Origin of the sequence: Sphingobacterium alimentarium, from assembly GCF_004342685.1 — a bacterium.
Taxonomy (GTDB): domain Bacteria; phylum Bacteroidota; class Bacteroidia; order Sphingobacteriales; family Sphingobacteriaceae; genus Sphingobacterium; species Sphingobacterium alimentarium.
Genome location: NZ_SMBZ01000053.1, coordinates 1 through 24188, shown reverse-complemented (window position 1 = coordinate 24188; position 24188 = coordinate 1). Strand labels below are relative to the sequence as shown.

Here is a 24188-nt window from a genome sequence, read left to right as displayed (position 1 = left end):
GTAAGAGGCCACCGAACCAGAGCAATACGATTACTCGGGAGAATGTGTAAACAAAAACCCAATCTATTTTCGCACTGGCGACTAGTTGTACGACCAGCAATGATCTAATCATAAACGAAGAAAATTGTAGACTGAATAATAGGAGCCGGATGAGGCGAGAGTCTCACGTCCGGATCTGTGAGGGGCTTCGGGGGCAGTTCCTGAGGCCTACTCGACTTATGATACTTTGTCGTAGTAAACGGAGTGCCTGACGGGTTATGGAATCGATCACAAAATTTGTTGAAGGTAAGCTGATGCTTAAAGACAATAAAGAGAAAAGCGTCGTTGGTCATGTATCCAAGATTAAATTTCTAGGCTACAGTTTCTACAATTACAGAGGGGAGTCGCGCTTACGTATTCACCCTAAAAGTCTAGGGAATATGAAAGCTAAGATTAAAGGACTAACGGGCCGCAGTCGGGGTTGGAGCGAGGAACAGCGAATTCTCTACTTGAGGGAATACCTCACTGGCTGGATGCATTACTTTAAACTAGTGGACATGGAGTCGAGTCTGCGAAAAATGGATACATGGTATCGCCGTGGGCTACGTATGGTCCAATGGAAACAATGGAAACATAGCAAGACTAAAGTCACTAAGCTGACGCAACTAGGGGTAAGTAAGTACAAGGCGCATGAATGGGCACATACACGGAAAAGTTATTGGCACACAGCAAAAAGCTGGATACTGTCAACCACTCTTTCCAACGATTATCTTAAACATCTGGGATACCCATCTTTACTGGCAGAATACAAGCGAGTTTGTGTTAAAACTTAAGGAAGCGCCGTATACCGATCGGTACGTACGGTGCCGTGGAAGGTCGGAACGGGAATTAATCCCGTTCCTCCTATCCGATTGGTTAAAACGTATATGTGATATGCGTAAGGTATTTATTAATCAATTCGGTGCGACCTTGACTGATATGTTGACTAGCAGGTGTTTGATAGGTAAATCCAACAGCAATATTTTTAATATTTGCTTCCAGCCCTGCGTTATAGTCCGTATTATAACCACCTGTTTCCTGTATTTTGTATCCCATCGTATAATCTCTTTGCTGCGTTTCGTGCAGCATTCCGATATTAGGACGGACAACGATTTTTTCATTTAGGACCAAATTGTAATACAGACTGCCGCTCAAGGATAACTTATTGCCATATAAATATTCATCCCCGTTCTCTGTATTTATCTTATAGCTTACATTCGTATTTAGACCCAGATTTTTATGCCTTATATCATAGTTGACACTCGTGGTGAAATCTGTACTTCCAGTCCCCAGTTGGTAAATATTGGGAGAATTGGAATCTATATATTCGGACTTATTATATTCACCTGTCGGCAATTTAACACCAATTCCAACCCATAAAGTTTGTGACACTACATCGGAAGCTGTATTGATAAGATTATAATACCCGCTGATATGTATATCACCTAAACCATTTTTTTGTGTCTTGGTCGAAGTGCCATAATTAAATTTCTCAATATGGCTGTAGGGTACAATGCCCATTATCCTCCACTTGTAACCAATATTCCATGCCGTCCACAATTCTGCCGTTTGATATTGTTCCTTATTGCTCAATGCGGTTTTGTTTCCATTCACATCCAATTGCGTATACATTGCATTAAAGTGATAGCGTATCCCTACGAACCTTTTGTTAAAATTGGGCAATAATCCGGTATAATTATTTCCGAGTCCACCGCCGCAAATATCACATGCAAAGGAAGAGGTCGTGCTAATAAGTATGGTAAAGAGGAGTGTTAATTTTTTCATGGTTGTGAAAATGATTTATTTGTGATAAATGATTCATCATTTAGCGTCAGAAGAAAGGCCAAAAGATCTTCCATTTCTTCCCTGCTAAGGGGGATTCCATTGTTTTGTTTTAATATAGGATCAAGATTGTCTGTCAGTACAATCTCCTTATTGTAATGATTCAAGACGCCCTGTAAGGTGTAAATCCGTCCATCGTGCATATAAGGTGCAGTATACTGCAAGTTGCGAAGCGTAGGCACTTTAAATTTTAGCTTATCTTCTTCTTGCTGAGTAATTTCATAACGACCCAAATCCTTCGCTGGATTGATACCAAGACCATTATCTCGGAAAGAAAAATCAGTGAATAAAGGCTCTTGATGACAAGCATTACATTTCGCCTGGAAAAGCGTATAACCTCTCGCTTCTTGCGTGGTGAATGTTGTTTCATTTCTTTGGACTTGATCGTATTTCGAATTATCAGAAACTAGCGTTACCATGAAATGGGATAGTGCCTTTAACACTTGATGCGTCTCAATAGCCGTACTTCCAAAAGCTTTTTGAAAAAGAGATGGATATTGTGGATGCGTTTGGAGTTGTAATAACCCATTCTCCAAATTTCCATCCATTTCAATGGGATTGTGAATGGGTACAATTGGACTTAGATCCAAGGTAGGTACTCCACCATCCCAGAAAAAGGAAGTAGACCAAGCTAGATTGACTAAAGAACTCGAATTGCGAATACCCAATTGATCGTCAATGCCATGACTTACATCATGGCCGTGATGGGTAAATGCATTTTGACTGATGTGACAGCTGGCACAGGAAATCGTGTGATCGCGAGACAATATACCATCATAAAATAATTTCCTGCCTAGCTCTACGGTCTCTCTAGTCAATGGAGTAGATTCGAAGGTATAAGCCGGCTCTGGAAAATAGGATGGCTTTTTGAATCCTAGGAAATCATCAGGCGCCAAATCATCGGCTTTTTTACAAGCCCAGACGGTACAGATTATCAGTAAAATGACGCTTAACTTTTTCTTAGTTTTCATGCTGTACAATCTTTTGGAAATTGTGGGTATGATCATGCATAAACATTTGCGCATAGTTGTCGGCAATGAAGGTATGAGGACCGCTCTGCATGACTACCGGATTTTTTTGTATAGAAATGGGATGGACAGCGTCAAATATTTTACCGATATCAACCATTAAATGAATGTCTGATGAAAGATGCTCTTGCACCTTACTGATACCCGCTTTCGTTAAGTCTATTCTCACAATTCTATTGTTGTTTACAGTAGGAGTGGAATACCCACCAAAAAGGCCTATATGATACTTATAGCTATTATTTGGGTTGTTTGCCTGCGGCGAATTTCCTTCGATTTTGAAATGAATATATCCCGAGTTCCATTCCCAATACATGCCGTTAGTAGCTGGGTTTAATACGCCTGTACGTTTTTCGACAGGTAAAGTATTTGTTAGACTATCCACGCCCAAATTGAATTCTAGCCCGGTATATTCTCCCTCAGGAATAAGGATATTTGGATTCAACGAATGCGCATTTACCGCATCTATTAAAAAATAGGAATCCTCTTTAAGTACGGTATAGGTCTCACCATTTGATTTTGTGAATTTCACATTAGTGACAAAGTATTTGAGCGTCGTGACGTTGAAAATTTCACTATGGCTGTTGGAATAGGTATAGTCATTTAATACTAACTTTTTACTATTGACAATATGATCGAACTTGATTTTAACCTGTCCGAATTTATTGCTATCTATTTGAATATCATTGTTTTTTGAACACGCAGTTAATAGGCTTAATACTGCTACAAAAGCCACTATAATTTTTTTCATGAGAATATTTTAGATAATAACGAATAGGGCATACCTACTTGAGTAGATATACAACCAATTATAAATAAGAGAAATAAGGTTATTATCCGAAGAGAGGAGGGCGATCCAAGATATAGACGTAGTCTCTTGGATTTAATTTGGATGTGAAAATGCTAAACTGTTTTTGATCCTGTAATTGTACCACAGGTAGGTCAAACGCAAATAACTTGGTGGAAACCGCAAGACCTTCTTGAAGATTTATCTTAAAGCTCTGCTGTTCTTGATCTTGCTGCTTTTTCAATTTTTGCATTAGATAACATTGTCCATGACAGGTGTTATTTTCCATACTCCGCTGTACACAGAGGTACTTTTCGATGTAGTGTTGATTATAGTAGAAAGAGGTGCATATTACTAAAGTCATGTTGCATTGGATCAACATGATGGGAAGTAGCAAATATACAAGCCAGGTTTTCATTTGCCGCAAATCTACTAGGATACTTGCATGAAATAAAATTTTTTTAGAAATTTCTATAGTTCAATTTTATTTGGATTCAGTCTTAATAAGGTTTATATTTGTGCTGTCAATTTGAATAGTCAACGAGAAATGATTTGTCCATTAGCTAACGTAGAAGAAGTTTTTAAAACAGAGAATGGTGCGGTATACCAATGTAGCAGAAAAAACTGCTATTGGTTGGAGTTCCAAGATTCCACAACATCTTTCAGTGTAAGTGATTTTTTTCTATTTAAAAGACGAGTTGATAGCATTGACATCGAACAAATGCTGTGTGACTCCTCACGCAGTTCAGACTTCGAAATTATTATGCCGTACCGCACAGACCGTTGTTTTATACTGACTGTGGCAGATATACTTAATTTACGCGAGGTATTGGATGGAGCTAAATTTATGATTGAATTGAACGGACAAATTAAATCAATCATGAGACGTGGCGCAATCTGTGCATTCTAATTTTAATTATACTGATTCCAAATAACTTACGATTATTCAAGTCTAATTTAGACTGAATTCGTATAACACTTTTTTCATTAAAATCCTTCATTTTCGCATTATCTTTGTATAAGAATAATGAGTGGTATAACTATTGCTTATTATCAGTTAACAAAAGTTGTAACAATTAAACGCTTATGCATATGAAAGATTTATTGAAATTAAAATCTTCGTTGTCCGAAGAAATCGAAAATATATTAAATGCACAAATCAAGGTAGAAGCACATTCTTCATCATTATACTTAGCGATGTCCGCATGGTGTGATGATCAAGGTCTTGACAATGCTTCTAAATTCTTTGCTAAACAATCTGACGAAGAGCGCCAGCATATGCTTAAAATCTTCAATTATATTAGCAATCGTGGTGGTAAACCTATCTCTCCGGAGGTGACAAATATTCCTACAGATTTTGAATCATTCCGCGGCATATTCGAACAAACATTAGAACAAGAGATGTTTGTTACTGAGCAATTCAACAATATCGCAGCAAGATGCCAACAAGCCAATGATTACGTAACATTCAATTTCTTGAGCTGGTTCTTAGAAGAGCAAGTAGAAGAGGAATATATTGCACGTAGAATCTTAGAATTGTTTGACGTCATCGGCGAAGAAGGAACTGGTCGTTGGGAAATAGACAGACATTTAGTAAAAGTGGCATTTGACGGTGAATAGTCAAAATTGAATTTATTTATCAGCAGGAAAGGAGATATTGACAAACAATATCTCCTTTTCTCATACTATAAAGTTTAGTTTAACGTTTTATAAACAAAAGTTGCATTGAAGATACTTTCAATGCATTTTATTTGCTATATTGAGAAACAGTATTTCACGTATTCATTTGTGTCATATTCAAAGCGAAACATACTCGTTTATATTGGGATTGTTATATTGATAACAACCCATTCCTTGTATGCACAAACTAAAATAACCGGCGCAGTAAGAGATACGGTCGGAAATCCCATTAAAGATGTTATCGTACGACTGTACACGGAGTCAGATACCAGCATAAGCATCACCAATGCGTTGGGTATATATCGATTGCCCGCGGGCAGATCTACTCAAGTACGTCTAAGCTATAATATGCTTGGCTATTTGAGCGAACAAATGTCGTATCAATTGGATAATAACGACGTTGTATTGCCCGACGTCATCCTCAAAAAAGTCGCTTACCAGATTCAAGATGTGCCTGTGACACGTGTAGTTCCTATGGTGGTCAATGGCGATACCATACAGTATAATTTGGAAGCGTTTACTTTCCATAAGCAAACTTTATTGGAAGATGGATTGAAGAAAATTCCCGGATTTCAGATTTCGAGGGATGGATCGGTATATTATAATGGCTACAACATCAAAAAAGTCAAAGTAAATAACACTGAATTTTTTGGTGGAGATATTATCACTGCAACCAAAAATCTTCCTGTCGAGTATATTAACAACATTCAACTCATTGAATTGACCAACAAAAATGATGGAGCGGAAACTGGAATTTTGGATTTGCAGGAAAAAGAAAAGCTCCTCAATATCAACTTAAAAGAAGACCGCAAAATCTTACATTTTGGGCAGCTTACTTTCGGTGGAGGCACGAATCAGCGATATTTGGGTAGTTTTGGTATTAATCGATTCAATGATGGTAATGAGTTATCATTGCTAGGATCTTTCAATAATACGAATACAAATTTATTCTCCTATGGGGATATCGCCGGCGGTAGAAGATCTTCATCTTCGGTATTGGAAGTAGGTGAATTTATTGACCCCGAAGATGGTATAAATACCACATCCTCGCTGGGATTCAACCTCGCACGAAAAGTTGGTAAACAGTCTAGATTCAATAGCTCATATAGTTTTATCAATAAACAGACGGATATAAGCGGATTCTCGGGTATGCGATCCACTTATATTGGTAATGTCATCACAAAGGATGAAGATTATATCGAGCAGCACGAGGATAATCTCCATAGACTAAGACTATTTTTTGATGGAAAATTTGAAAACAAGGACGTACTTAAAATTGATGGTAATGTAACCTACAATATACGGTCTATATTCATCAATAAGGAAAGTGTGCTGAGTAATTCTAATCTCATCAATATGGGAACGAATAAAGACTCGGCAAACCAAGTTATTCCAATCGCGGATATAGAAGTTCTATATTCCAAGTATTTTAAAAAGAAAGATAGAAAACTCGTTGCACAGGCATCTGCTAAGACCAATAACTTAAAAAACCGTGAATTTGTCGATGAGATATATTCCGTATACAGCAAATTCGATCCCGAGTACACAGACGAGCTCAATCATCAGTTCATTGACCAGCATAATAGAAATCATGCTAATAATATTTCGGTTTCGTATGTAGAGCCTTTTTTCTCCCATAGTGTATTTGAGTTCCGCTATGAGCATGATTACAATTTCATTGATGCGCAACGCTATGTATACAATTGGATGAATGGCACTACGACATACATCATTGATTCGCTAACGGTCGATTATGGATACAGATTCAACAGCAATAAAATAGGGATATTGTATCAGTTTATCCCAAATAAAAAAGTCAAATTCAACATCGGTTTTGCGGTACAGCCCATTGCGATGGAAGGTAAAGTGCTGAATGATACCTTATCTTATAATTATGATAACATCAATTTGGTGCCGACCTCCAATTTCAATTATAAATTATCCAACAATGTAGATTTTCAAATCAGCTACCGTGGACGTAATAATCAGCCGAGCTTTTTGCAGATCGTACCGGTGGTGAATAATACAAATTCCCGGAATGTAGTCATCGGTAATCCTGAATTGAAAGCTGAATTTGGACACGGTTTGGTGACGACTTTACGCGCATATATACCGGTCAAAATGCAGTATTTTGAGACAAGTTTTGCCTACAATTACGTAAAAGACAAAATTGTAACCGATAAAAAACCTGTCGAAAATACGACGATCCAGCAGACTACCTTCCGCAATGCGCAGGGCTACTACGATTATAAATTCAACTATATATTCAACACGCCATTTGTGACCGATAATTGGATGATGGAGCTGGCGGGAGGATTGGACTATTACAATAATCTTTCTTTTATTGAAGATCGTGAAAGAAAAACTAAACAGTATGTTTTCAATCAGTCACTACAATTAAAATATTCACTCAATAACTACATTGAAAGTGTGTTTAACGCCAATTATTCTCGCAATAAAGCGAGCTATGATATTCCATTTCGCACAACCATTAATGTCGAAACACTTTTCATGGGATTGGGGGCACGCGGTTATGTGAAGGATAACTTTTCATTAGGCTTTGAAATGTCACAACGCTATAATGAGGGTTACATTAATAAATTCATGAATGTCAATCAGACCATGATGAATGCTTTTATGGAATATACATTTTTGCACAATCGAACGGCCATGCTGCGCTTGCAAGCCTATGATTTGTTTGATCAAAATACACAAATGGGGATCTATTCGGAATACATCGGCAATGATGTATTCGAAGAAAGAAAAAATAGATTAGGTCGGTATTTCATGCTGTCCCTTAATATTCGACTCCAAAAATAAAAAGATATGATGAAGGCCGTGGTGATAAAGCAGTTTGGTGGTCCAGAAGTGCTGCAGGTAGAAGATAGACCTATCCCGATTATAGCAGAAAATGAAGTTCTGATAGCGGTAAAAGCGGCGGGCATTAATCGTCCGGATGTTTTTCAGCGGATGGGTAAATATCCAGCTCCACCTTCCGTGGTTCAAGATATTCCAGGACTCGAGGTATCTGGAATTATTGAGGAGGTAGGCAGTGAAGTGCGCGATTTTCAAATAGGCGATCGAGTAATTGCATTAGTTCCAGGAGGCGGATATGCATCGCACGTCTCGGTACATTATGGTTCTTGCATACACCTGCAAGATTCAGTGGATTTGGTTGCTGCAGCAGCCTTACCCGAAACAATGTATACCGTATGGCACAATATGGTTGAACGCGGCAAATTGCAGACAGGAGAACGCGTGCTCATTCATGGTGGAGCAGGAGGGATAGGCTCTACCGCCATACAGCTGGCGAAGCTATCCGGGGCGGAGGTAGTCACGACAATCAGTTCGGAAAAGAAAGCCCATTTTGTGAAAAAACTCGGAGCCGACGAAATTATTAATTATAAAAACGAGGATTTTGAGTCTAATCTACTAGACTCGAAAGTGCATTTGGTTCTAGATTATATTGGTGGTGATTATTTCAATAAAAACATTAATATTTTACATGAAGATGGGCGATTGATCTATATCAATGCGATGAGCGGCGCAAAGGTAAATCTGAATCTCATCAAACTGATGCAAAAGCGACTGACAATCTCGGGCAGTACGCTGCGCAATCGTTCTGCAGAATTTAAAAAATCGCTGTCATCAGCCATTCAAGTACAAGTAATGCCATGGATCACAGCAGGAAAATTTGAAATTCCAATATACAAACAATTTCACTTTACAGAGGCCAAGCAAGCGCACGAACTTATGGAAAGTGGTGATTTTTTGGGTAAGATTGTGCTAGTTTTTTAGGATGCTAAAATAATTTAGCTTTTGTTTTGTTGGTTTTTTTTATCATCTTAGTTTTAAATTATAATTATAACCAAGATGAACCCAAAGAGCCTTTTCATTCTCATTTGTCTTATTTTTCCTGTTAGCTATTTACAAGCACAGCGTGTAGCTACTATTGGAAAACCTCTTGATTACGTCAGTACCTTAGTTGGTACACAATCGACTTATTTTCTATCGAGCGGAAATACGTACCCAGCAATTGCTGTCCCTTGGGGTATGAATTTTTGGAGTCCCCAAACAGGGAAAATGGGTGATGGTTGGATGTATACATACACTGCCGAAAAAATCCGTGGTATAAAACAAACGCATCAACCTTCGCCTTGGATGAATGACTACGGTCAATTCAGTATAATGGCCATGGTGGGTAACAAAACTTTTGATCAAGATAAGCGTGCCAGTTATTTTTCCCATAAAGCCGAAGTCGCTAAACCGCATTATTATTCGGTCTATCTAGCCGACTACGACACTAAAGTAGAAGTGACGCCAACGGAAAGAGCGGCATACTTTAGATTTTCCTTCCCTAAGTCGGAAGAAGCTTACGTATTGTTGGATGCTTTTGACAAGGGATCTTACGTTGAAGTGATACCTGCAGAGAATAAAATTATTGGTTATTCAACCAAAAATAGTGGTGGAGTTCCGGAAAATTTTAAAAATTACTATGTATTAGAATTTAACAAGCCATTCAAGAATGTGGCTACTTTTGCTGACTCTGTTTTGCAAGATAATCGTTATAAAGTCAAAGCTGCACATGTTGGCGCTATCTTGGGATTTTCAGTTGCTGGAAAAGAAGATCCTGTGCTGTTGAAAGTGGCTTCTTCTTTTATTTCCCACGAGCAGGCTCAATTGAATCTCCGCGAACTAAAAGGCGCCAGTTTCGACCAAATCAAAGATAAAGCGGCAGATATCTGGAATAAAGAATTGGGTAAAATTGAAGTTAAAGGCGGCACTATCGATCAGATACGTACTTTTTATTCCTGTTTATACCGTTCGTTGTTGTTCCCTCGGATGTTTTACGAGTACGATGCGAATAATCAAGTCGTACACTATTCCCCATATAATGGTCAGGTGTTGCCGGGTTATATGTTTACGGACACAGGATTTTGGGACACATTTCGTTCATTATTTCCATTTCTGAACTTGATGTATCCAGAGATGAATCTGAAGATGCAAGAAGGCTTGGCTAATGCTTACCGCGAAGGTGGTTGGCTGCCGGAATGGGCTAGTCCAGGCTATAGAAATATTATGGTGGGTAACAATTCAGCTTCTGTCGTGGCCGATGCTTGGGTAAAAGGTGTACGCTCCAAAGATATTGAAACGCTATATGAAGCACTCGTGAAGGGCTCCAAAAATGCAGGTCCGATGACAGCTGTGGGTCGAGCTGGCGCTAATTATTACAATGAATTGGGATATGTGCCTTATGATGTGAAGATTCACGAGAATGTAGCACGAAGTCTAGAATATGCTTACGATGATTTTGCGATCTATCAAGTGGCAAAGGATTTAAATAAAAAAGACGACATACCTTTCTATGAGTCGCGTGCTTACAATTACCAGAAATTGTTTGATCCGCAAAATGGATTAATGCGCGGCAAAAATAAAGATGGATCATGGCAATCGCCGTTCAACCCTTTCAAATGGGGAGATGCCTTCACCGAGGGAAATAGTTGGCATTACAGTTGGTCCGTTTTCCAAGACTTTGAGGGATTAGCAAAATTATTGGGTGGTCACAAAGCGATGGAAAATAAGCTGGACTCTGTTTTTATATTGCCACCAATATTTGATGATAGTTATTATGGATTTCCGATTCACGAAATCAGAGAAATGCAGATTGTGAATATGGGACAATATGCGCATGGTAACCAGCCTATACAACATATGACGTATTTATACAATTATGTGGGAGCTCCATGGAAGTCCCAATATTGGGTGCGCGAAACAATGGATCGCATGTATTCTCCTAATCCAGACGGCTATTGTGGGGATGAAGATAATGGACAAACCTCAGCTTGGTATGTGTTTTCAGCTTTAGGCTTTTATCCGGTGACACCTGCTGTAGATGAATACGTTATAGGTTCTCCGCTTTTTGATAAGGTAATTTTACACCTTTCTAATGGAAAAAAAGTAGAAATTAACGCTTCCCAAAATTCTGCTGAAAATCGTTACATAAAATCGATGACTTTAAATGGTAAAAATTACAGTAAGAATTATGTAAAGCACAGTGAAATCACTAAAGGTGCTGTCATAAATTTTGTCATGGATAGCAAGCCGAATACCCAACGTGGTACCGGAGCGACAGATTTTCCATTTTCACTTAGTACAGCTAACAAGTAGTTGATATAATTGTCTTATTCATACAAAAAGCTACCTCTTGGTAGCTTTTTGTATTATAGGCATTAACAACGTATTTCCCGACGCATAAATAGAAAATAGGCAAGTGCAAAGCACAACATCATTGCTGCTGTGATGCCTGTCAATTGAGGCCAGATAATCATTACGCTGTCTTTGAATGATAATGGAGTAGGTAGTGCGCCTATCATTTGTTCCATAGATACAGGGCCCAAACTGCGTACCGATGGCATTAATATACTTGTTGTTGCATCGGTGTAGAGCTGACTTGGCGATAGTCGCCGTAGATTCAGGATGAGTTCATGATATGCAAGATATTGTGATTCCGAGATATAATTTGGATTAGGGATGAATGGACGGATCACAAAATTGACAACAATAGGAAAGAAAACGGTAAAAAACAACCAAATACCGATGGCTGTCAGAGCAGATGTAGCTCCCTGACGAAAGATGATCGATAATAATATGGCTAGACTAAGCCAAAATCCTACATAAATTATACTTATTCCTAAGAAGCCAATCATACGTATTACCTCTTGCCATTCTAGGGTAATACCCATCGTAATCATACCGATACCGATCATCAGCATGATCAAAGAAGCAAATAGGATACTTACTATGCAGAGTGGCGCAATGAATTTTGCCAGCAATAAATTATCCCGGTAGATAGGTTGCGATACCAGTCTGGTTAGTGTGCCTCCATTTTGCTCGGAATTGATTGCATCAAACCCCAAAGCAATACCTAACAAGGGAGCTAGAAAATTCAGAAACACATGCATCGGGGGGATAGAATTGTCGCTATTTGTCAATAATTTTAGATAGACAAAAGTGCTGTCGGGATCCTGTGCATTATTTATCGTAGTGCGCAGATCAGAAAAAGCCACATATAAGGAGGCACAGCACGTCAATACAATTAAGGCAATAAGTATGATAAATCGCCAGCTTCTGATATGCGATGCTATTTCTTTCTTTATAAGTATGCGTAGTGGCGTTGATATCCAATTTTTATTTTCCATCTTTCTCCTTTCTTAGCGTGCTCTGTTCAAAATATTGGCTATAAATAGCATCTAATGAATCACCATCCCGCTGTACAGCGATGATATCTGCCTGTTGATAAACAAGTGTACGGACTGCCTGAGCGGTGATATCTTTGCGGGATGTGATTGTTAATTTTCCATCGTGAAAGGCTAGTGACTCAAAACCTTCAATCGTGGACAGCTGACGTTCAATAACTTTGTAATTTACTGCATTTGCCAATTGTATCGTGGTTTTCAGACCTTCACGGATATGCAGGCTTTGCGCCAGAGAATCTATAGCACCTTCCACCATCATTTTACCGTCAACGAATATGCCCACTCGATCGCAGACCCTTTGTACTTGATGCAGATGATGTGAAGACATCAATACGGTGAGATTTTGTTCTCTACTTAGTTTTTGAATAAGTTCCAAAAATTCATTTACCCCTCTTGGATCAATACCCAATGTAGGTTCGTCGAGGATCACGATTTTTGGTTTTTTAATAAGGACTTCTGCCAACCCAAGCCTTTGCTTCATTCCTCTAGAGAAAGTAGCGGTTTTGTTGTTAGCCGAAGCGCTTAAACCTACGGTTTGAAGTAAGTCGCGAGCCTTCAGCTCGGCTTCTTTTTCATGGAGTCCATTGAGCAGAGCAATGAACCTTAAATTTTCAAAAGCGGTCATATCCGGATAAAACCCCACATTGTCGGGCAAATATCCCACCTGCTTTTTGACGGATAATGGATTGCGAGTGGCATCGTATCCACATACCATAGCTGTTCCTGACGTAGGCTCAGTAAGTCCCAGCATCATCAAGATTGTCGTTGTTTTTCCCGCTCCGTTCGGACCTAATAACCCAAAGATTTCGCCAGCATGTATATGTAGATTTAGCTTGTGAACAGCTTTTTTTGTGCCATAGCACTTAGTCAAATCCGTCAATTGAATGATAGGATTGTTCATGTGATATGTTTTGTTGTTAGTAAATTAAAAATGTAGGTTATCTTCTGCCGTATTTGCGAATCAATAAATAAATTAAACCTACGGATACAAGAATAATAACCAAACCAATCCAGCCTGATAGTAGGGATGTTTTGACCATGATACGTATAGCCGCTTCGGACGAATTCGCTGATGCACGCACCGTCATTTTGGTCACATAGTCTCCAGCTATAGTTTTTTCAGGAACCTTCAAGGTGACTTTGACATCAGCTTGTTGCCCCGGATGTAACTGTTCGATAGTGGAAGGAGAGAAGCTTGTTTCCCATTTGCTCGGCAATTGCGAGCTGAGCTCCAGATTATTAAGCGGTAATGTTCCTGTATTTTTAACAACCAACAGAATTTCTTTGCTGCTACCGGCAACGATTTCATCGCTCAATCGCCCTGAAGGTGTAGTCAGTTCCACCGCATAGGATCCTTTCACCACAGCTTCCAAGTCGATTTTTAACGTATCACTGCTTGCAATGGCTGAGACAGGTATCTTGTAGGTGCCAGGTTTGGTTGCGATGGGACAGGTGATTTCAAAACTTATATCTTTAGTGGTGTTTGGATCCATTTGTAGAGAAGTCACAGCAACACCTTCTACACGATAGGTGATTTGCCAGCCCGCTGGCATGTTGGCCGATAAGTTGTAATGACGAAGCGAATTTGCATTACTAAGCACGCCGTTGTAGCGAAATGTCTCATTGGTCGGCGCTTCGATATTCACCAAACGCGCAGTAAGTGAAGATTGCGTATTGGTTTGCGCTTGTAATACATGGATAGAAGAACTAAAAAATAAAAATACGATTAGCCTTAAAAGAAATTTTTGGCGTTCTTTTGAATTAAATAATTGATTTAACATAATTTATTAACTAAAATTTATACTTAAATAGATTTATAGCTTTCAAAAACATGTCGACTCGCTTATCCAAAAGGAGTGGTTAAACTGGATGCCAAAATAATAATCAATTAAAAAATTGTCAAGTCCTTTCCTCTAAAATTTTATTATATCTCAATGAAAAATTGAGTGATTGTTTAATTAATCAATTTAAAGGATTTTGTATCGTCAATACGTTTTGGCAGCCGTTCAAATTGATACATTATCAGGTACTTACAAAAGTATTTTTAAAATCTTATTGATGTCTTTCAGTATTATAGTTTGAGAAGGAGCGCGTATATAGGTAGGAGTATGGTGTTTTCTGTTGAATTATCTAAATGACTATAAATCAAATTATTAATTTGGCTTATGAACCTTTTTTCTTATGATTTTTGTTTTCAAAAGAAACAATTTGGATTTAATATCACACTATTTATCTTTTCGATTGTATTGATAAATTCATTAGATATGAAAGTTTTATTTTTATTTCTTATATCGATTTTGTTTTCCGTTTGAAATTATATTAATAATGTTTTAGACAAGTGATTGTAACTTAAAACTATACCTATGAAAAAAGTTGAAAGATCACCTAAGTCTTTACGTATTTATATTGCGCCACGTATGTGCTATTACAGTACATACTTCGAAGAATCTATTGTGACAACTCATCGGGAACATTGATTCTAAGTGAAGAACCTAAAGACTTTAGGGAGACCTAGGATGTCGATCCCGAAGATGAAAAGCCATTAAATTGGTAATCGATCAAATCTTCACGACTATGAAAGCAAAATTTAAAACAATAGCACTATTGTATGTCTTTGCATATACGCTGATTTTAGACTCATGTAAAGATAAAATACAAGAGGATGTTCTGGCAAAATCAAGTGTTAATTTTTTAGTACTGGGTCACGAATATGATGGGGAGTTGGACAGAATGGCGACTTCGCGTGCTCGCGACTCAAATGAAAAAAAGTCCATTATGCCAAAACGCAAGTGTCAACTAAACAAAAGTTCACTCTTTAAACCTCTATTACAATAAACGACTGATCTTTCTTCTGTCTTCTTAATACAGGCAAGGCTACATTGTAGATAGGAATTTTAGTGGCTGTCTCACCCTTCGGAGATCCTGCGTGCGCATGACCATGAAAAGCTACAGTCACTTGCCTTCTGCTGAGTGGTTCGGCGAGATGTGATGAACCTAGAAAGGGAAAAAGCTGCTCGGGTTCTCCCATGATTGTTTCTTTGATAGGGGCATAGTGCATAAGCACAACTTTTGGAAGTTCTGGAGATTCTTGTTCTAATCGTGTCAACGCTCTATCCAGTTGCAATGATTCATTTACTGCCTCATGCACAAACTGTTTCATCACATCTTCACCAAAAAGGGAGAGCATATATTGCTCAAAACCACCGCCAAAACCTTTGACACCTGCAAAGGCAACATTGTTGACAACTATGGATTCACCATCCAAGATAGTCATATCATGATCAGCCAAAATTTGCTTGATAATCTTTTGGCGACCTTTTTCGTAATCATGGTTACCCAACACACCGATAACCGGTACTTGCAACACTTCAAGGCCTTCTCCCAAAATTTTTGCTTCTTCTTCATCACCTGTATCGGTCAAATCTCCACATATGACTAAGATGTCTGCTTTCTCATTTATTTCTTTGAAAGTGCTTCGCAAGATTCCTTTATCCGTGCTCTTGGTATGTATATCCGCCATTGCGGCTATTCTTGTTTTTTTTCTTGTAGCCATAGCTTATACGGTTTTGATAGTATAACTTTTGTAATCCCATTCTTTGATATCAACTTGATATTGGGTTTGATCAATAAGAGGTCCTCGGCAAACTTTTTCCAAGGGTGGAGGTAGTTCATATTGTTCATTGGCCCGCTTCATCAATTCATCAAATAGCCATTTGGGTATAATCTCATGAAAATCAGCTGGGTATACAAATTGGAAGATGAGAATCTGCGCTAATAATAAGTGCCAATGTGTGTCCAATCGGAATAGAAGTTGGTTCCAATCTACATTTTTACCATATTTAAGCAGAATATGGTTAATATCAGCATTGTCGTTGCGCTCCCGATTCTGTACATAGATCTTACACCATATCAATTCTTCTACAGGAATAAATTTGACTGGAACATCTGCAAAATATCCAGTACTCGCACGCTCGTACCAGCTATCATCCACCGTACAAATATTGCTGACCGTATCAAAAATAATGTCTATAAAATATTCTCCATGGAAAATTTTAGCCAGCCAACGGACATCTGTCAGTTCTGTCTTATAGCCTTGTGAAGCAAAATATTTTAATATTTTTGGGTATTCACTGCTCTTGCAGAATATGTCCAAATCTTTGGTATCCCTAAAAATACCGGTATACTGAAACATGGCGAATGCCCCACCAAGCATATATTGGCAACCGCTGGCATTCAACATTTCTAACGCTTCTTTGTAGAATTCGGTAGATTCTCTTTTCTCTTTTTCTGTCGTGAGCATATATAGAATATTAGCTATTTAAACTGTCGGAGTAAGTACATCCTTGCTCTCTTACATAATAACCATTGAGAAGAAAATTTGTTGAGGAGGAGAGAAGGTACATTCAGTATATAGAAGCCTGTACCCAAAAAGTTAAGACCTCTAGGCTATGTCGACATACAAAAATGTGTGCAGGAAGGCTATTAGCCCTTACCATAGGGCGAAGTGTATATTATTGCCCTAATGCCTAAATGAGCGCTTTTTCTTTTGTCGCTCTGAAAATAGTATGGTGTTTTTCGTTGGTCTCTTCATGGTACGAACATCTTATATTCGGACTGCTATTGGTTTCAAGTATCTGTGCTAGTAGTTGTGTGTGAGGAATGATATCATTTGCATCTGAACTTGTAAACCACAGTTGTTTTTTGGTATGTGGAAATGTACTACGGTACTGTTGTGCATTTTTAACCAAGGCATGATCATTCCACCACAAGGACGGGTCAAAAGCGATGTAATTGTCAAACATATCAGGATGTAGTAAGAATGTTTCCATGACAAATAGTCCTGCGAGGGATTCGCCAATAATACTTTTTTGTGCTTTGGTACGCTAACGCTGTTGAATTGCGGGAAAAAGTTCTTCCTTGATAAATGCTCTAAACTATTTGGATTCACCTACTACGGGGGCAATTTCTTTGTCTTTGTCCCCTTGGGTAATTCCCGTTAAGTCACGGCGTCTTTGTGTATTTTCTATTCCCACTAGAATATGCGGTTTTACTTTTCCTTCTCTTATGAGCTTCTCCAACGAATTGGCAATGTGTGGAAACTCTTCCTTAAGACCACCATCGGCCATATATAAAACAGGTAAGGAGTCGGTGCTATTGCTGTAATCTGCCTGTGTCCATATGCTGATGACGCGCTCTTCATTTAGCTGCTGAGAGCGTATATTACACGATTCATGATCGGGTATAATATCTTGAGGAGTAGAAGGAGTAGTGCATGCTGTCAGCAGTACGGCAAATAGGATGACTGTATATAGAATAGCTGTCATAATTGGATATTAGCAGCTTTAAAAAAGTTTGTTATAGTGCTTACTAATTTAGGAAAAAAATAGAAACCTTTCCTTAAGCTAATTGCTTATTAATTCATAACTTTCAATATTTGAATACATCATAATCAAATAATTATGCTACAGATCACCAAAATTTGGCTGTAATAAGCGTTCTCTTCCTGTAATTGCGCTTATCATAATCGTATAGTACACACCATACTCAATTTTTATCCCGTTATAATTAATAGCATTCTTAGGGACGTATAAGGACTGTTCTCGGAATTCTCCTAAAAATAAATCTTATGGAAAATCATAATATTCAGAAGTTAGCCCAGAGACATGGACTATTTCTCTCGGGCACAATGAGCTTTAATGATATGGGAATCGACTTTAAAGTTGGATTTGCTAAAGATACTTCAGGTACCGATTGCGTATTACGTATCCAGCGCAGGGCTAATCTAGGTGAACAAATCGCAACAGAAAAGCGTATTCTGCAGCTTGCTTCCAAGTACCTATCGGTGCAGGTCCCTGATTGGCAAATTGCAAATGACGAGTTGGTTGCTTATCCTTTGTTGGCAGGAAAACCCGTATTGACTTTTGATGCAAAGACTTTTGAAGTCACTTGGAACATGGACAAAGACAGCGCACAATACATTCCATCCTTAGCCAAGGTGTTGGTTCAGCTTCACGCTATTCCTGAAGAGGAGGTGCGTCGCCACGACTTGAAAATATGTTCTCCGGAGCAGGTGCGAAGTGAAATAGCGGAGCGCTTACATCTGGTAAAATCAGAATTGGGTATGAGCAGTGCACTCGAAACACGCTATTCCAAATGGCTGGATAATGATGCGTTGTGGCCGAATTTCAGCAAATTTATTCACGGCGATCTATATGCGGGACACCTCCTAACCGATGTTAATGGAGAAGTAACAGGCATTATTGATTGGTCTACTGCGCATGTGAGTGATATAGCTCAGGATTTTTCTGGTCACCTGTCTGTATTTGGCGAGAAAAGTCTTAGAGAATTACTTGATGCTTACGAAAAATCTGGTGGGGAGGTTTGGGGTACTTTGTTTAAACAAGCCGTGAACGTGCAGCAGCATCAGCCTTGGCGTGTGGATATTTTGCTATTGAAACGCAAGATGCGACCCATCTACAAGCCGCAAAAACGCAACTGAATGAACATTAGTTGAATAAAAAATAGCGGATATGTCAGAAACATATCCGCTCATTCTATTAGCCCCTTAGTTATGTTGAGTAGATTTACTATTAGTTTTGTCGAGATAGTGATCCCAAATACATATCGCTCTTGTAATGAATATTTGTTATTTTTCTTTGATATAGATATGCTTCACATTACCTACACCAGCTTCTCTTTCATCAATAATGAATTTTTTGGTATCCTTGATTAATGGTAGTAATTTGAGGAAGCCATAATTCCGAGGGTCAAAATCAGGTTTTTTCTTTAGTATATAACTTCCTAGATGTGCTAAGAAAGTCCAACCTGTCTCATCGGCCAGATCATTTACACTGTCTGTTAAGATTCGTATAGTCTCTTTATCTACTTTACTTATTGGTTCTTCAGTCTTGTTTTTTCTCGTCTTCTTGGAAGGAGTGAGAGATTGCTCCGAAGAAGTGTGTTGTGAAGCTTTTAGTATTTCCAGATAAATGAACTTATCACAGGCCGCGATAAACGGTTTGGGTGTTTTCTTTTCTCCAAACCCAATAACTTTCATGCCCGCTTCACGCAATCGTGTAGCCAGTTTAGTAAAATCACTATCACTCGATACAATGCAAAAACCATTTACCTTTTCCGAATACAAAATATCCATGGCATCGATAATCATGGCGCTATCCGTAGCATTCTTACCTGTCGTATAGCTATATTGTTGAATGGGCGTAATTGCATTTTCGAGCAATACATTTTTCCAGCCAGAAACGGTAGGTTTGGTCCAATCCGCATATATGCGCTTAATAGTGGGTGTTCCATTTTTTGATATCTCCTCCAGCATTTCTTTGACGTTGCTATATGGAACATTATCGGCATCTATCAATACGGCTAATTTGTCATCGGTCATTTTGCAAATGGGTTTTAAGTAAATTTAATAAATTTTCGACAGGTATTTTCCTAGCATCAGAGAATAATATTTACTCGGAGATTATATCCGAAGCGCCAAACCTTTCTCGTTGTTCTTTGGCAACCATGATATGTGCAAGGTGATGCTCAAAGTGCCAGGCGTAAATACCAATATTAGTTTTTATAGAAATACGTTCGTTGTTCTCAGGATGTATAAATTCCTTCTCGAGTTCCATTGCCGTTAGATTTTTCAACAACTGTTCCCAGCGACCATGTAAACCTGCTAAAATTAATAAGGAATCATTGATAGGATAATTCTGAGCATCAGAAAATTCAGCCCATAAATCTTCAGCATATGGTTTTATAGTTGGTGTATTCTCCGTAAGTGCCAGTTTAAATCGCATAAAACTATTCATATGACTGTCGGCACAATGATGAACAACTTGCCTGATCGTCCAGCCATTGGGTCGATACTGTTGGTTAAGTTCTATTTCGGAAAGATTTTCGACTTGACTTTTTACGCGCTGAGGAAATTCTGCGATGATTTTTATCCAATGATCAATATCCTCTTGAGAGATTTCCCTCAGTTTTTGAAATTTACCAAGCGGATATTTCAGTTTTTCAATGTCTTGTTCCATTTACTTTTCTAGATTGTGGCCTTACTTATTGATTAATCTTGATTTTTATAGGACCACTTCGATGAAGTATGATATAAATAAATTTTGGGTACCTGTTATAAATTTACTACAAATCCGATACAATTTTGACTATGCAGAAGATAAATTTTCTCCTCATATTTTAATCGGATGCAGATTGTCTATGCACATTATGACTTCATAATTTAATCATTACTTCATATTCAATTTATTCCCTGGTCTTAATTTTGAATTATTAAGTTGCTGATGGGGGGGTAACAGCTTATAATTTCGTTTCTTGCGTATTATTTATTATTTTGTTTTCTAATCGATTGACCAATTGTAAATATTCTTGCTATTATGTGTGATGACAATAAAATCCTTTTGGAAAGGCTCCGAGAGGGCGATTTGGATGCTTTTAATAGTATCTATATAAACAATTTACTTATTCAAATTCCTGAATACTAATGAAAAAGATCCTTTATATAATTCTGTTCCTATGGGTAAATAATAGCACCCTTTCGTATGGACAAAATCAGATTAAAATTACGCACAAGCCATACATCCAAGGACTTACCGCGGAATCTGTACATATCCTATGGACGACCGATAAACCGGCAACAGCCTGGGTCGAGATTGCACCCGATGATAGTAGTCATTTTTACCATACCGAGCGTCCCAAGCATTTTGCGACAGCTTATGGTTTTAAAAAGGTCGGAACTTTACACCAGGTTACGTTAAATAATCTACAACCTGGCACTACATACCGCTATCGCGTGTACAATCAGGAAGTACTGAAGCATGTAGGTACGGATGTCTTATATGGTAAAGTGATTGCTACGAATGTGTACAGAAAGGCACCACTGCGTTTTAAAACATTAGGAAAGGAGAGTAGGAGCGAATTTATTGTGATCAATGATATGCATGGTCGTAATGAGGTCATGAATAAATTATTGGATATTGGCGAAGTGAAAAATGCTGATTTTGTTGTGTTTAATGGGGATATGGCCAACAGTTTATTGAGCGAAGAACAGATGTTTTCGGATTTTTTGGATACTAGTATCTCCCGGTTTGCGAGTGAAACTCCAATGTTCTACGCACGCGGAAATCACGAAACCCGTGGGTCATTTGCAATTGAATATCCTCGGTATTTTCCTACACCCACCAACAAACTATATTATCAGTTTAATCATGGCCCTATGGGGGTGATTGTATTAGACTGTGGAGAGGATAAGCCCGATAGTGATATCGAATATGCTGGGATTGTCGCGATGGACGACTATAGAACGGAGCAGGCGCAGTGGCTTGCGCAAGCGGTAGAAAATCCCGAATTCAAAAATGCCCAGTATAAAATCGTAATCTGCCACATGCCGCCTTTTGGAGGCTGGCATGGCGAACAAGATATCCTCGATAAATTTGTACCTATCTTAAATAAAGCTGGTGTACAAATTATGCTTTCAGGACATCTGCACAAACATATATTACAGCAAAAATCAGCGACTGTAAACTTTCCGGTTCTTGTGAATTCTAACAATAACGTGATAAAGGCCAGCTTTTCGGAAAGTGAGGGACTCATCAAGGTCCTTGACCAAAAAGGAAGCTTGGTTGAAACGGTACGCTTAAAACCTCTTCGCTAACTCTGGAAGTAATCAGCGTTCAAAGGGCAGAAACATTGGAAACAAGATGCTTAATCTCAGGTCAACAGATTGATCTGAGATTAAATCTTATTAACAAACGGCGGCTTGAGGGCACTAATGGAAAGATAAAACTTCAATATTTAACCTTTTACAATCCTAAGCTGCTGTTTTTATAGCGTACATTTTACATATTTTTTAGATACCAAGAGGTATGCCCATTGACAATTTTATGAATTAAAATGTGTTTTTCTTTTCCATTTCTGGAAATGCCTCGTCAATTCTTTTTGCAAGTTCGAGAAGTTTTATGGTCGGTACAGCTGGAAACATATGATGTTCTAAATGATAAAACATACTAAACGTTAACTTATTTTTCCACCAACTTCGTTGCGTTCTAGCGAATTCAGGATGGTCATGCGTATTATGATGTACAGTCCATACCGCGAAAAATGTCATTAAAAATTCTCCAATTAGCATCACGATAATATGATAAATCAAAAAATAAATCCTGAAATAGAAAATAAGGGATACTAAAATCACTATGGAGATTAATTCGAGCAACATGTTTTGTCGATAATTTTTGTTGCCTAATTGCCATGTTACTTTGTGAATTAAAAACATATGAACCGGACCATATAGGATTGCTCCATACCAGGTCATTGTTGCTGATTTACCCTCGTAATCATTTTCAGACAAGCAATATTTGTGGTGTCTAATATGATTAAATTTGACGGCATGAGTGGAAACCAACATTAGAACGCTATTGATGTAAAGCGATAACCAGGTTAAAAATTTATTGGTGGCCAATGAATTGTGAAAGCCATTATGCACTTGCCTTAAGGCTGTCAAAAAGAAAAAGGCTGAAAAAGGGAGTGCCAAAATATAATATTCAAAATAGGCAAGCGTAATAGAAATTAAAATCCAAGGTATGGTCAGGTTGTTTTCTATTAACATTTCTCTTATGGTCAACTTTTTTAAGTCTTTTCATTCTAATTTTCTTAATAATTCTTGATGTGTTATTGGTTAGCGTTTTTTTGTAAAATCCCACGTACAGCTTATATGCATGATGCAAAACAGTAATTCATCAAATGCTATTTTAAGTTAAATTTATTAAAAATAAAGAATATAATTTATTGTTTTGAAGTAAAAATTCACAAGTGTCCTAAATAAAAATTTTAGACATATAATCCCCCCTTATCTAGCTTCTAGATAGGTTTTATTTTTTAAATCCAAATTATACCCTCTCTATTACCAAATTATACCCTCTCTATTACTTTTAGAAGAGTTTAAACTGTCCACTTTTATCAGGGGTTTACCTGAAAAGAATGGATCATTAGCCCATTTCCATAGGTCAATTTTTACAAATATATTTAAGCGAATAAAGTTCACCAGATTGGATAAGTTCCAATCGTATTTAGCCTTTTTCTGTATGTATTTAAAGAGTAGTATTCCTATTAATGCAGTCCAAATTTGGATATAGACAGCATTTTCTGATGTTCCTACAAAACTAGTTACTTTCAGACGCTGTTTTAGATGCTTAAAGAAAGTTTCAATCTCCCATCTTTCTTTATATAAGGCCGCTACTGTTGATGCTTTCCAGCTGAAATTATTTGTTAAGAACTCATATTCAGCATTATTTATGCTGTCCCAAAAACGAACTAGACGAATTTTCTTTCCTTCATAGTGCTTTTTGGCATCCCCATCAAGCTCAATGATCTGATCCTGAAGGACTCCGCTGTTCTTGAGTGCTTCACTTTGAAATGTTTTCACGACAGTATATTTCATGTTACTTTTACTCCGTGTGACAAAGAAGCTCTGGTTGCTGTCCTTTAGATTTGCTTTTATATAAACAGATAACGATTTTGTCTTGGCAACTAACTATCGGCAGTGGCTCATTATGTTGCTGTCAAGGT

At 38.0% G+C, this 24188-nt stretch carries 21 protein-coding genes and 2 pseudogenes; 9 read left to right on the top strand and 14 right to left on the bottom strand.

Annotated features, from left to right (window positions below; all coding sequences use genetic code 11):
* The first annotated feature begins 257 nt into the window (after nt 1-257).
* Complete coding sequence (locus EDC17_RS14790; protein WP_132778815.1) at nt 258-812, top strand: group II intron maturase-specific domain-containing protein; 555 nt, start codon at nt 258-260, stop codon at nt 810-812.
* An 82-nt stretch (nt 813-894) separates the two neighbouring features.
* Here EDC17_RS14790 and EDC17_RS14785 read toward each other — a convergent pair whose 3' ends face one another.
* The 4 genes from EDC17_RS14785 to EDC17_RS14770 form a co-directional block, all read right to left on the bottom strand.
* Nucleotides 895-1803: a transporter family protein gene (locus EDC17_RS14785; RefSeq protein WP_132778814.1), complete on the bottom strand. Its 909-nt coding sequence runs from the start codon at nt 1801-1803 to the stop codon at nt 895-897.
* The gene (locus EDC17_RS14780) at nt 1800-2831 is read right to left on the bottom strand and encodes a cytochrome-c peroxidase (protein ID WP_132778813.1); all 1032 of its coding nucleotides are present in this window, start codon (nt 2829-2831) and stop codon (nt 1800-1802) included. The genes EDC17_RS14785 and EDC17_RS14780 overlap by 4 nt, the downstream gene beginning before the upstream one ends.
* Nucleotides 2821-3636, bottom strand: a complete 816-nt coding sequence (locus EDC17_RS14775; protein WP_132778812.1) for an MbnP family protein — start codon at nt 3634-3636, stop codon at nt 2821-2823. The genes EDC17_RS14780 and EDC17_RS14775 overlap by 11 nt, the downstream gene beginning before the upstream one ends.
* Nucleotides 3637-3718: 82 nt before the next feature.
* Nucleotides 3719-4036, bottom strand: a complete 318-nt coding sequence (locus tag EDC17_RS14770; protein WP_165894439.1) for a hypothetical protein — start codon at nt 4034-4036, stop codon at nt 3719-3721.
* 183 nt (nt 4037-4219) lie between these two features.
* Between EDC17_RS14770 and EDC17_RS14765 the strand changes: the two genes are divergently transcribed.
* From EDC17_RS14765 to EDC17_RS14745, 5 genes are all read left to right on the top strand, one after another.
* Nucleotides 4220-4582, top strand: coding sequence for a DUF6686 family protein (locus EDC17_RS14765; protein ID WP_132778810.1), 363 nt, complete (start codon nt 4220-4222; stop codon nt 4580-4582).
* A 182-nt stretch (nt 4583-4764) separates the two neighbouring features.
* The gene (locus tag EDC17_RS14760; protein ID WP_132778809.1) at nt 4765-5292 is read left to right on the top strand and encodes a ferritin; all 528 of its coding nucleotides are present in this window, start codon (nt 4765-4767) and stop codon (nt 5290-5292) included.
* Nucleotides 5293-5526: 234 nt separating this feature from the next.
* Entirely contained in the window at nt 5527-8172 is a 2646-nt protein-coding gene (locus EDC17_RS14755; RefSeq protein ID WP_207895778.1) for an outer membrane beta-barrel protein, read from the top strand.
* Between the two features lie 6 nt (nt 8173-8178).
* Entirely contained in the window at nt 8179-9150 is a 972-nt protein-coding gene (locus EDC17_RS14750) for an NAD(P)H-quinone oxidoreductase (RefSeq protein WP_243646172.1), read from the top strand.
* Between the two features lie 75 nt (nt 9151-9225).
* Nucleotides 9226-11520, top strand: coding sequence for a GH92 family glycosyl hydrolase (locus EDC17_RS14745; RefSeq protein WP_132778807.1), 2295 nt, complete (start codon nt 9226-9228; stop codon nt 11518-11520).
* A 62-nt stretch (nt 11521-11582) separates the two neighbouring features.
* Here EDC17_RS14745 and EDC17_RS14740 read toward each other — a convergent pair whose 3' ends face one another.
* From EDC17_RS14740 to EDC17_RS14730, 3 genes are read right to left on the bottom strand one after another with little or no spacing between them, the layout of a single operon-like run.
* The gene (locus EDC17_RS14740) at nt 11583-12551 is read right to left on the bottom strand and encodes an ABC transporter permease (RefSeq protein ID WP_132778806.1); all 969 of its coding nucleotides are present in this window, start codon (nt 12549-12551) and stop codon (nt 11583-11585) included.
* Entirely contained in the window at nt 12541-13509 is a 969-nt protein-coding gene (locus EDC17_RS14735) for an ABC transporter ATP-binding protein (RefSeq protein WP_132778805.1), read from the bottom strand. Before EDC17_RS14735 ends, EDC17_RS14740 begins: the two co-directional genes overlap by 11 nt.
* Nucleotides 13510-13546: 37 nt before the next feature.
* A complete protein-coding gene (locus EDC17_RS14730) occupies nt 13547-14389 on the bottom strand; it encodes a COG1470 family protein (RefSeq protein ID WP_132778804.1) in 843 nt (280 codons plus the stop codon).
* A 793-nt stretch (nt 14390-15182) separates the two neighbouring features.
* On the opposite strand from EDC17_RS14730, the gene EDC17_RS14725 reads away from it, so the two are divergent.
* Entirely contained in the window at nt 15183-15443 is a 261-nt protein-coding gene (locus tag EDC17_RS14725; protein WP_132778803.1) for a hypothetical protein, read from the top strand.
* Here EDC17_RS14725 and EDC17_RS14720 read toward each other — a convergent pair.
* The 3 genes and pseudogenes from EDC17_RS14720 to EDC17_RS17360 form a co-directional block, all read right to left on the bottom strand.
* Nucleotides 15424-16161, bottom strand: a complete 738-nt coding sequence (locus tag EDC17_RS14720) for a metallophosphoesterase family protein (RefSeq protein WP_132778802.1) — start codon at nt 16159-16161, stop codon at nt 15424-15426. The two genes, EDC17_RS14725 and EDC17_RS14720, sit on opposite strands and share 20 nt — an antisense overlap.
* A 3-nt stretch (nt 16162-16164) precedes the next feature.
* A complete protein-coding gene (locus EDC17_RS14715) occupies nt 16165-16908 on the bottom strand; it encodes a nucleotidyltransferase (protein ID WP_132778801.1) in 744 nt (247 codons plus the stop codon).
* Between the two features lie 226 nt (nt 16909-17134).
* A pseudogene (locus tag EDC17_RS17360) lies at nt 17135-17932 on the bottom strand (alpha/beta hydrolase).
* 302 nt (nt 17933-18234) lie between these two features.
* Here EDC17_RS17360 and EDC17_RS14705 point away from each other — a divergent pair.
* A pseudogene (locus EDC17_RS14705) lies at nt 18235-19118 on the top strand (macrolide 2'-phosphotransferase).
* 136 nt (nt 19119-19254) lie between these two features.
* Here EDC17_RS14705 and EDC17_RS14700 read toward each other — a convergent pair.
* Together EDC17_RS14700 and EDC17_RS14695 are read right to left on the bottom strand one after the other, a co-directional pair.
* The gene (locus EDC17_RS14700) at nt 19255-20007 is read right to left on the bottom strand and encodes an NYN domain-containing protein (protein WP_132778800.1); all 753 of its coding nucleotides are present in this window, start codon (nt 20005-20007) and stop codon (nt 19255-19257) included.
* Nucleotides 20008-20077: 70 nt separating this feature from the next.
* Nucleotides 20078-20644 (bottom strand): YfiT family bacillithiol transferase, encoded by a 567-nt coding sequence (locus tag EDC17_RS14695; RefSeq protein ID WP_132778799.1) that lies wholly within the window; start codon nt 20642-20644, stop codon nt 20078-20080.
* Between the two features lie 464 nt (nt 20645-21108).
* Between EDC17_RS14695 and EDC17_RS14690 the strand changes: the two genes are divergently transcribed.
* Complete coding sequence (locus EDC17_RS14690; RefSeq protein WP_132778798.1) at nt 21109-22278, top strand: purple acid phosphatase family protein; 1170 nt, start codon at nt 21109-21111, stop codon at nt 22276-22278.
* A gap of 234 nt (nt 22279-22512) precedes the next feature.
* Here EDC17_RS14690 and EDC17_RS14685 read toward each other — a convergent pair whose 3' ends face one another.
* Complete coding sequence (locus tag EDC17_RS14685) at nt 22513-23229, bottom strand: fatty acid desaturase family protein (RefSeq protein WP_243646171.1); 717 nt, start codon at nt 23227-23229, stop codon at nt 22513-22515.
* 294 nt (nt 23230-23523) lie between these two features.
* Complete coding sequence (locus tag EDC17_RS17355) at nt 23524-24120, bottom strand: transposase (protein WP_394343369.1); 597 nt, start codon at nt 24118-24120, stop codon at nt 23524-23526.
* Between the last annotated feature and the right edge of the window lie 68 nt (nt 24121-24188).

Excerpts from the sequence above, each read along its gene's own strand:
- EDC17_RS14790 (WP_132778815.1), top strand. The coding sequence starts at position 258 with ATGGAATCGATCACAAAATTTGTTGAAGGTAAGCTGATGCTTAAAGAC.
- EDC17_RS14785 (WP_132778814.1), bottom strand. The coding sequence starts at position 1,803 with ATGAAAAAATTAACACTCCTCTTTACCATACTTATTAGCACGACCTCT.
- EDC17_RS14780 (WP_132778813.1), bottom strand. The coding sequence starts at position 2,831 with ATGAAAACTAAGAAAAAGTTAAGCGTCATTTTACTGATAATCTGTACC.
- EDC17_RS14775 (WP_132778812.1), bottom strand. The coding sequence starts at position 3,636 with ATGAAAAAAATTATAGTGGCTTTTGTAGCAGTATTAAGCCTATTAACT.
- EDC17_RS14770 (WP_165894439.1), bottom strand. The coding sequence starts at position 4,036 with ATGACTTTAGTAATATGCACCTCTTTCTACTATAATCAACACTACATC.
- EDC17_RS14765 (WP_132778810.1), top strand. The coding sequence starts at position 4,220 with ATGATTTGTCCATTAGCTAACGTAGAAGAAGTTTTTAAAACAGAGAAT.
- EDC17_RS14760 (WP_132778809.1), top strand. The coding sequence starts at position 4,765 with ATGAAAGATTTATTGAAATTAAAATCTTCGTTGTCCGAAGAAATCGAA.
- EDC17_RS14750 (WP_243646172.1), top strand. The coding sequence starts at position 8,179 with ATGATGAAGGCCGTGGTGATAAAGCAGTTTGGTGGTCCAGAAGTGCTG.
- EDC17_RS14745 (WP_132778807.1), top strand. The coding sequence starts at position 9,226 with ATGAACCCAAAGAGCCTTTTCATTCTCATTTGTCTTATTTTTCCTGTT.
- EDC17_RS14740 (WP_132778806.1), bottom strand. The coding sequence starts at position 12,551 with ATGGAAAATAAAAATTGGATATCAACGCCACTACGCATACTTATAAAG.
- EDC17_RS14735 (WP_132778805.1), bottom strand. The coding sequence starts at position 13,509 with ATGAACAATCCTATCATTCAATTGACGGATTTGACTAAGTGCTATGGC.
- EDC17_RS14730 (WP_132778804.1), bottom strand. The coding sequence starts at position 14,389 with ATGTTAAATCAATTATTTAATTCAAAAGAACGCCAAAAATTTCTTTTA.
- EDC17_RS14725 (WP_132778803.1), top strand. The coding sequence starts at position 15,183 with ATGAAAGCAAAATTTAAAACAATAGCACTATTGTATGTCTTTGCATAT.
- EDC17_RS14720 (WP_132778802.1), bottom strand. The coding sequence starts at position 16,161 with ATGGCTACAAGAAAAAAAACAAGAATAGCCGCAATGGCGGATATACAT.
- EDC17_RS14715 (WP_132778801.1), bottom strand. The coding sequence starts at position 16,908 with ATGCTCACGACAGAAAAAGAGAAAAGAGAATCTACCGAATTCTACAAA.
- EDC17_RS14700 (WP_132778800.1), bottom strand. The coding sequence starts at position 20,007 with ATGACCGATGACAAATTAGCCGTATTGATAGATGCCGATAATGTTCCA.
- EDC17_RS14695 (WP_132778799.1), bottom strand. The coding sequence starts at position 20,644 with ATGGAACAAGACATTGAAAAACTGAAATATCCGCTTGGTAAATTTCAA.
- EDC17_RS14690 (WP_132778798.1), top strand. The coding sequence starts at position 21,109 with ATGAAAAAGATCCTTTATATAATTCTGTTCCTATGGGTAAATAATAGC.
- EDC17_RS14685 (WP_243646171.1), bottom strand. The coding sequence starts at position 23,229 with ATGTTAATAGAAAACAACCTGACCATACCTTGGATTTTAATTTCTATT.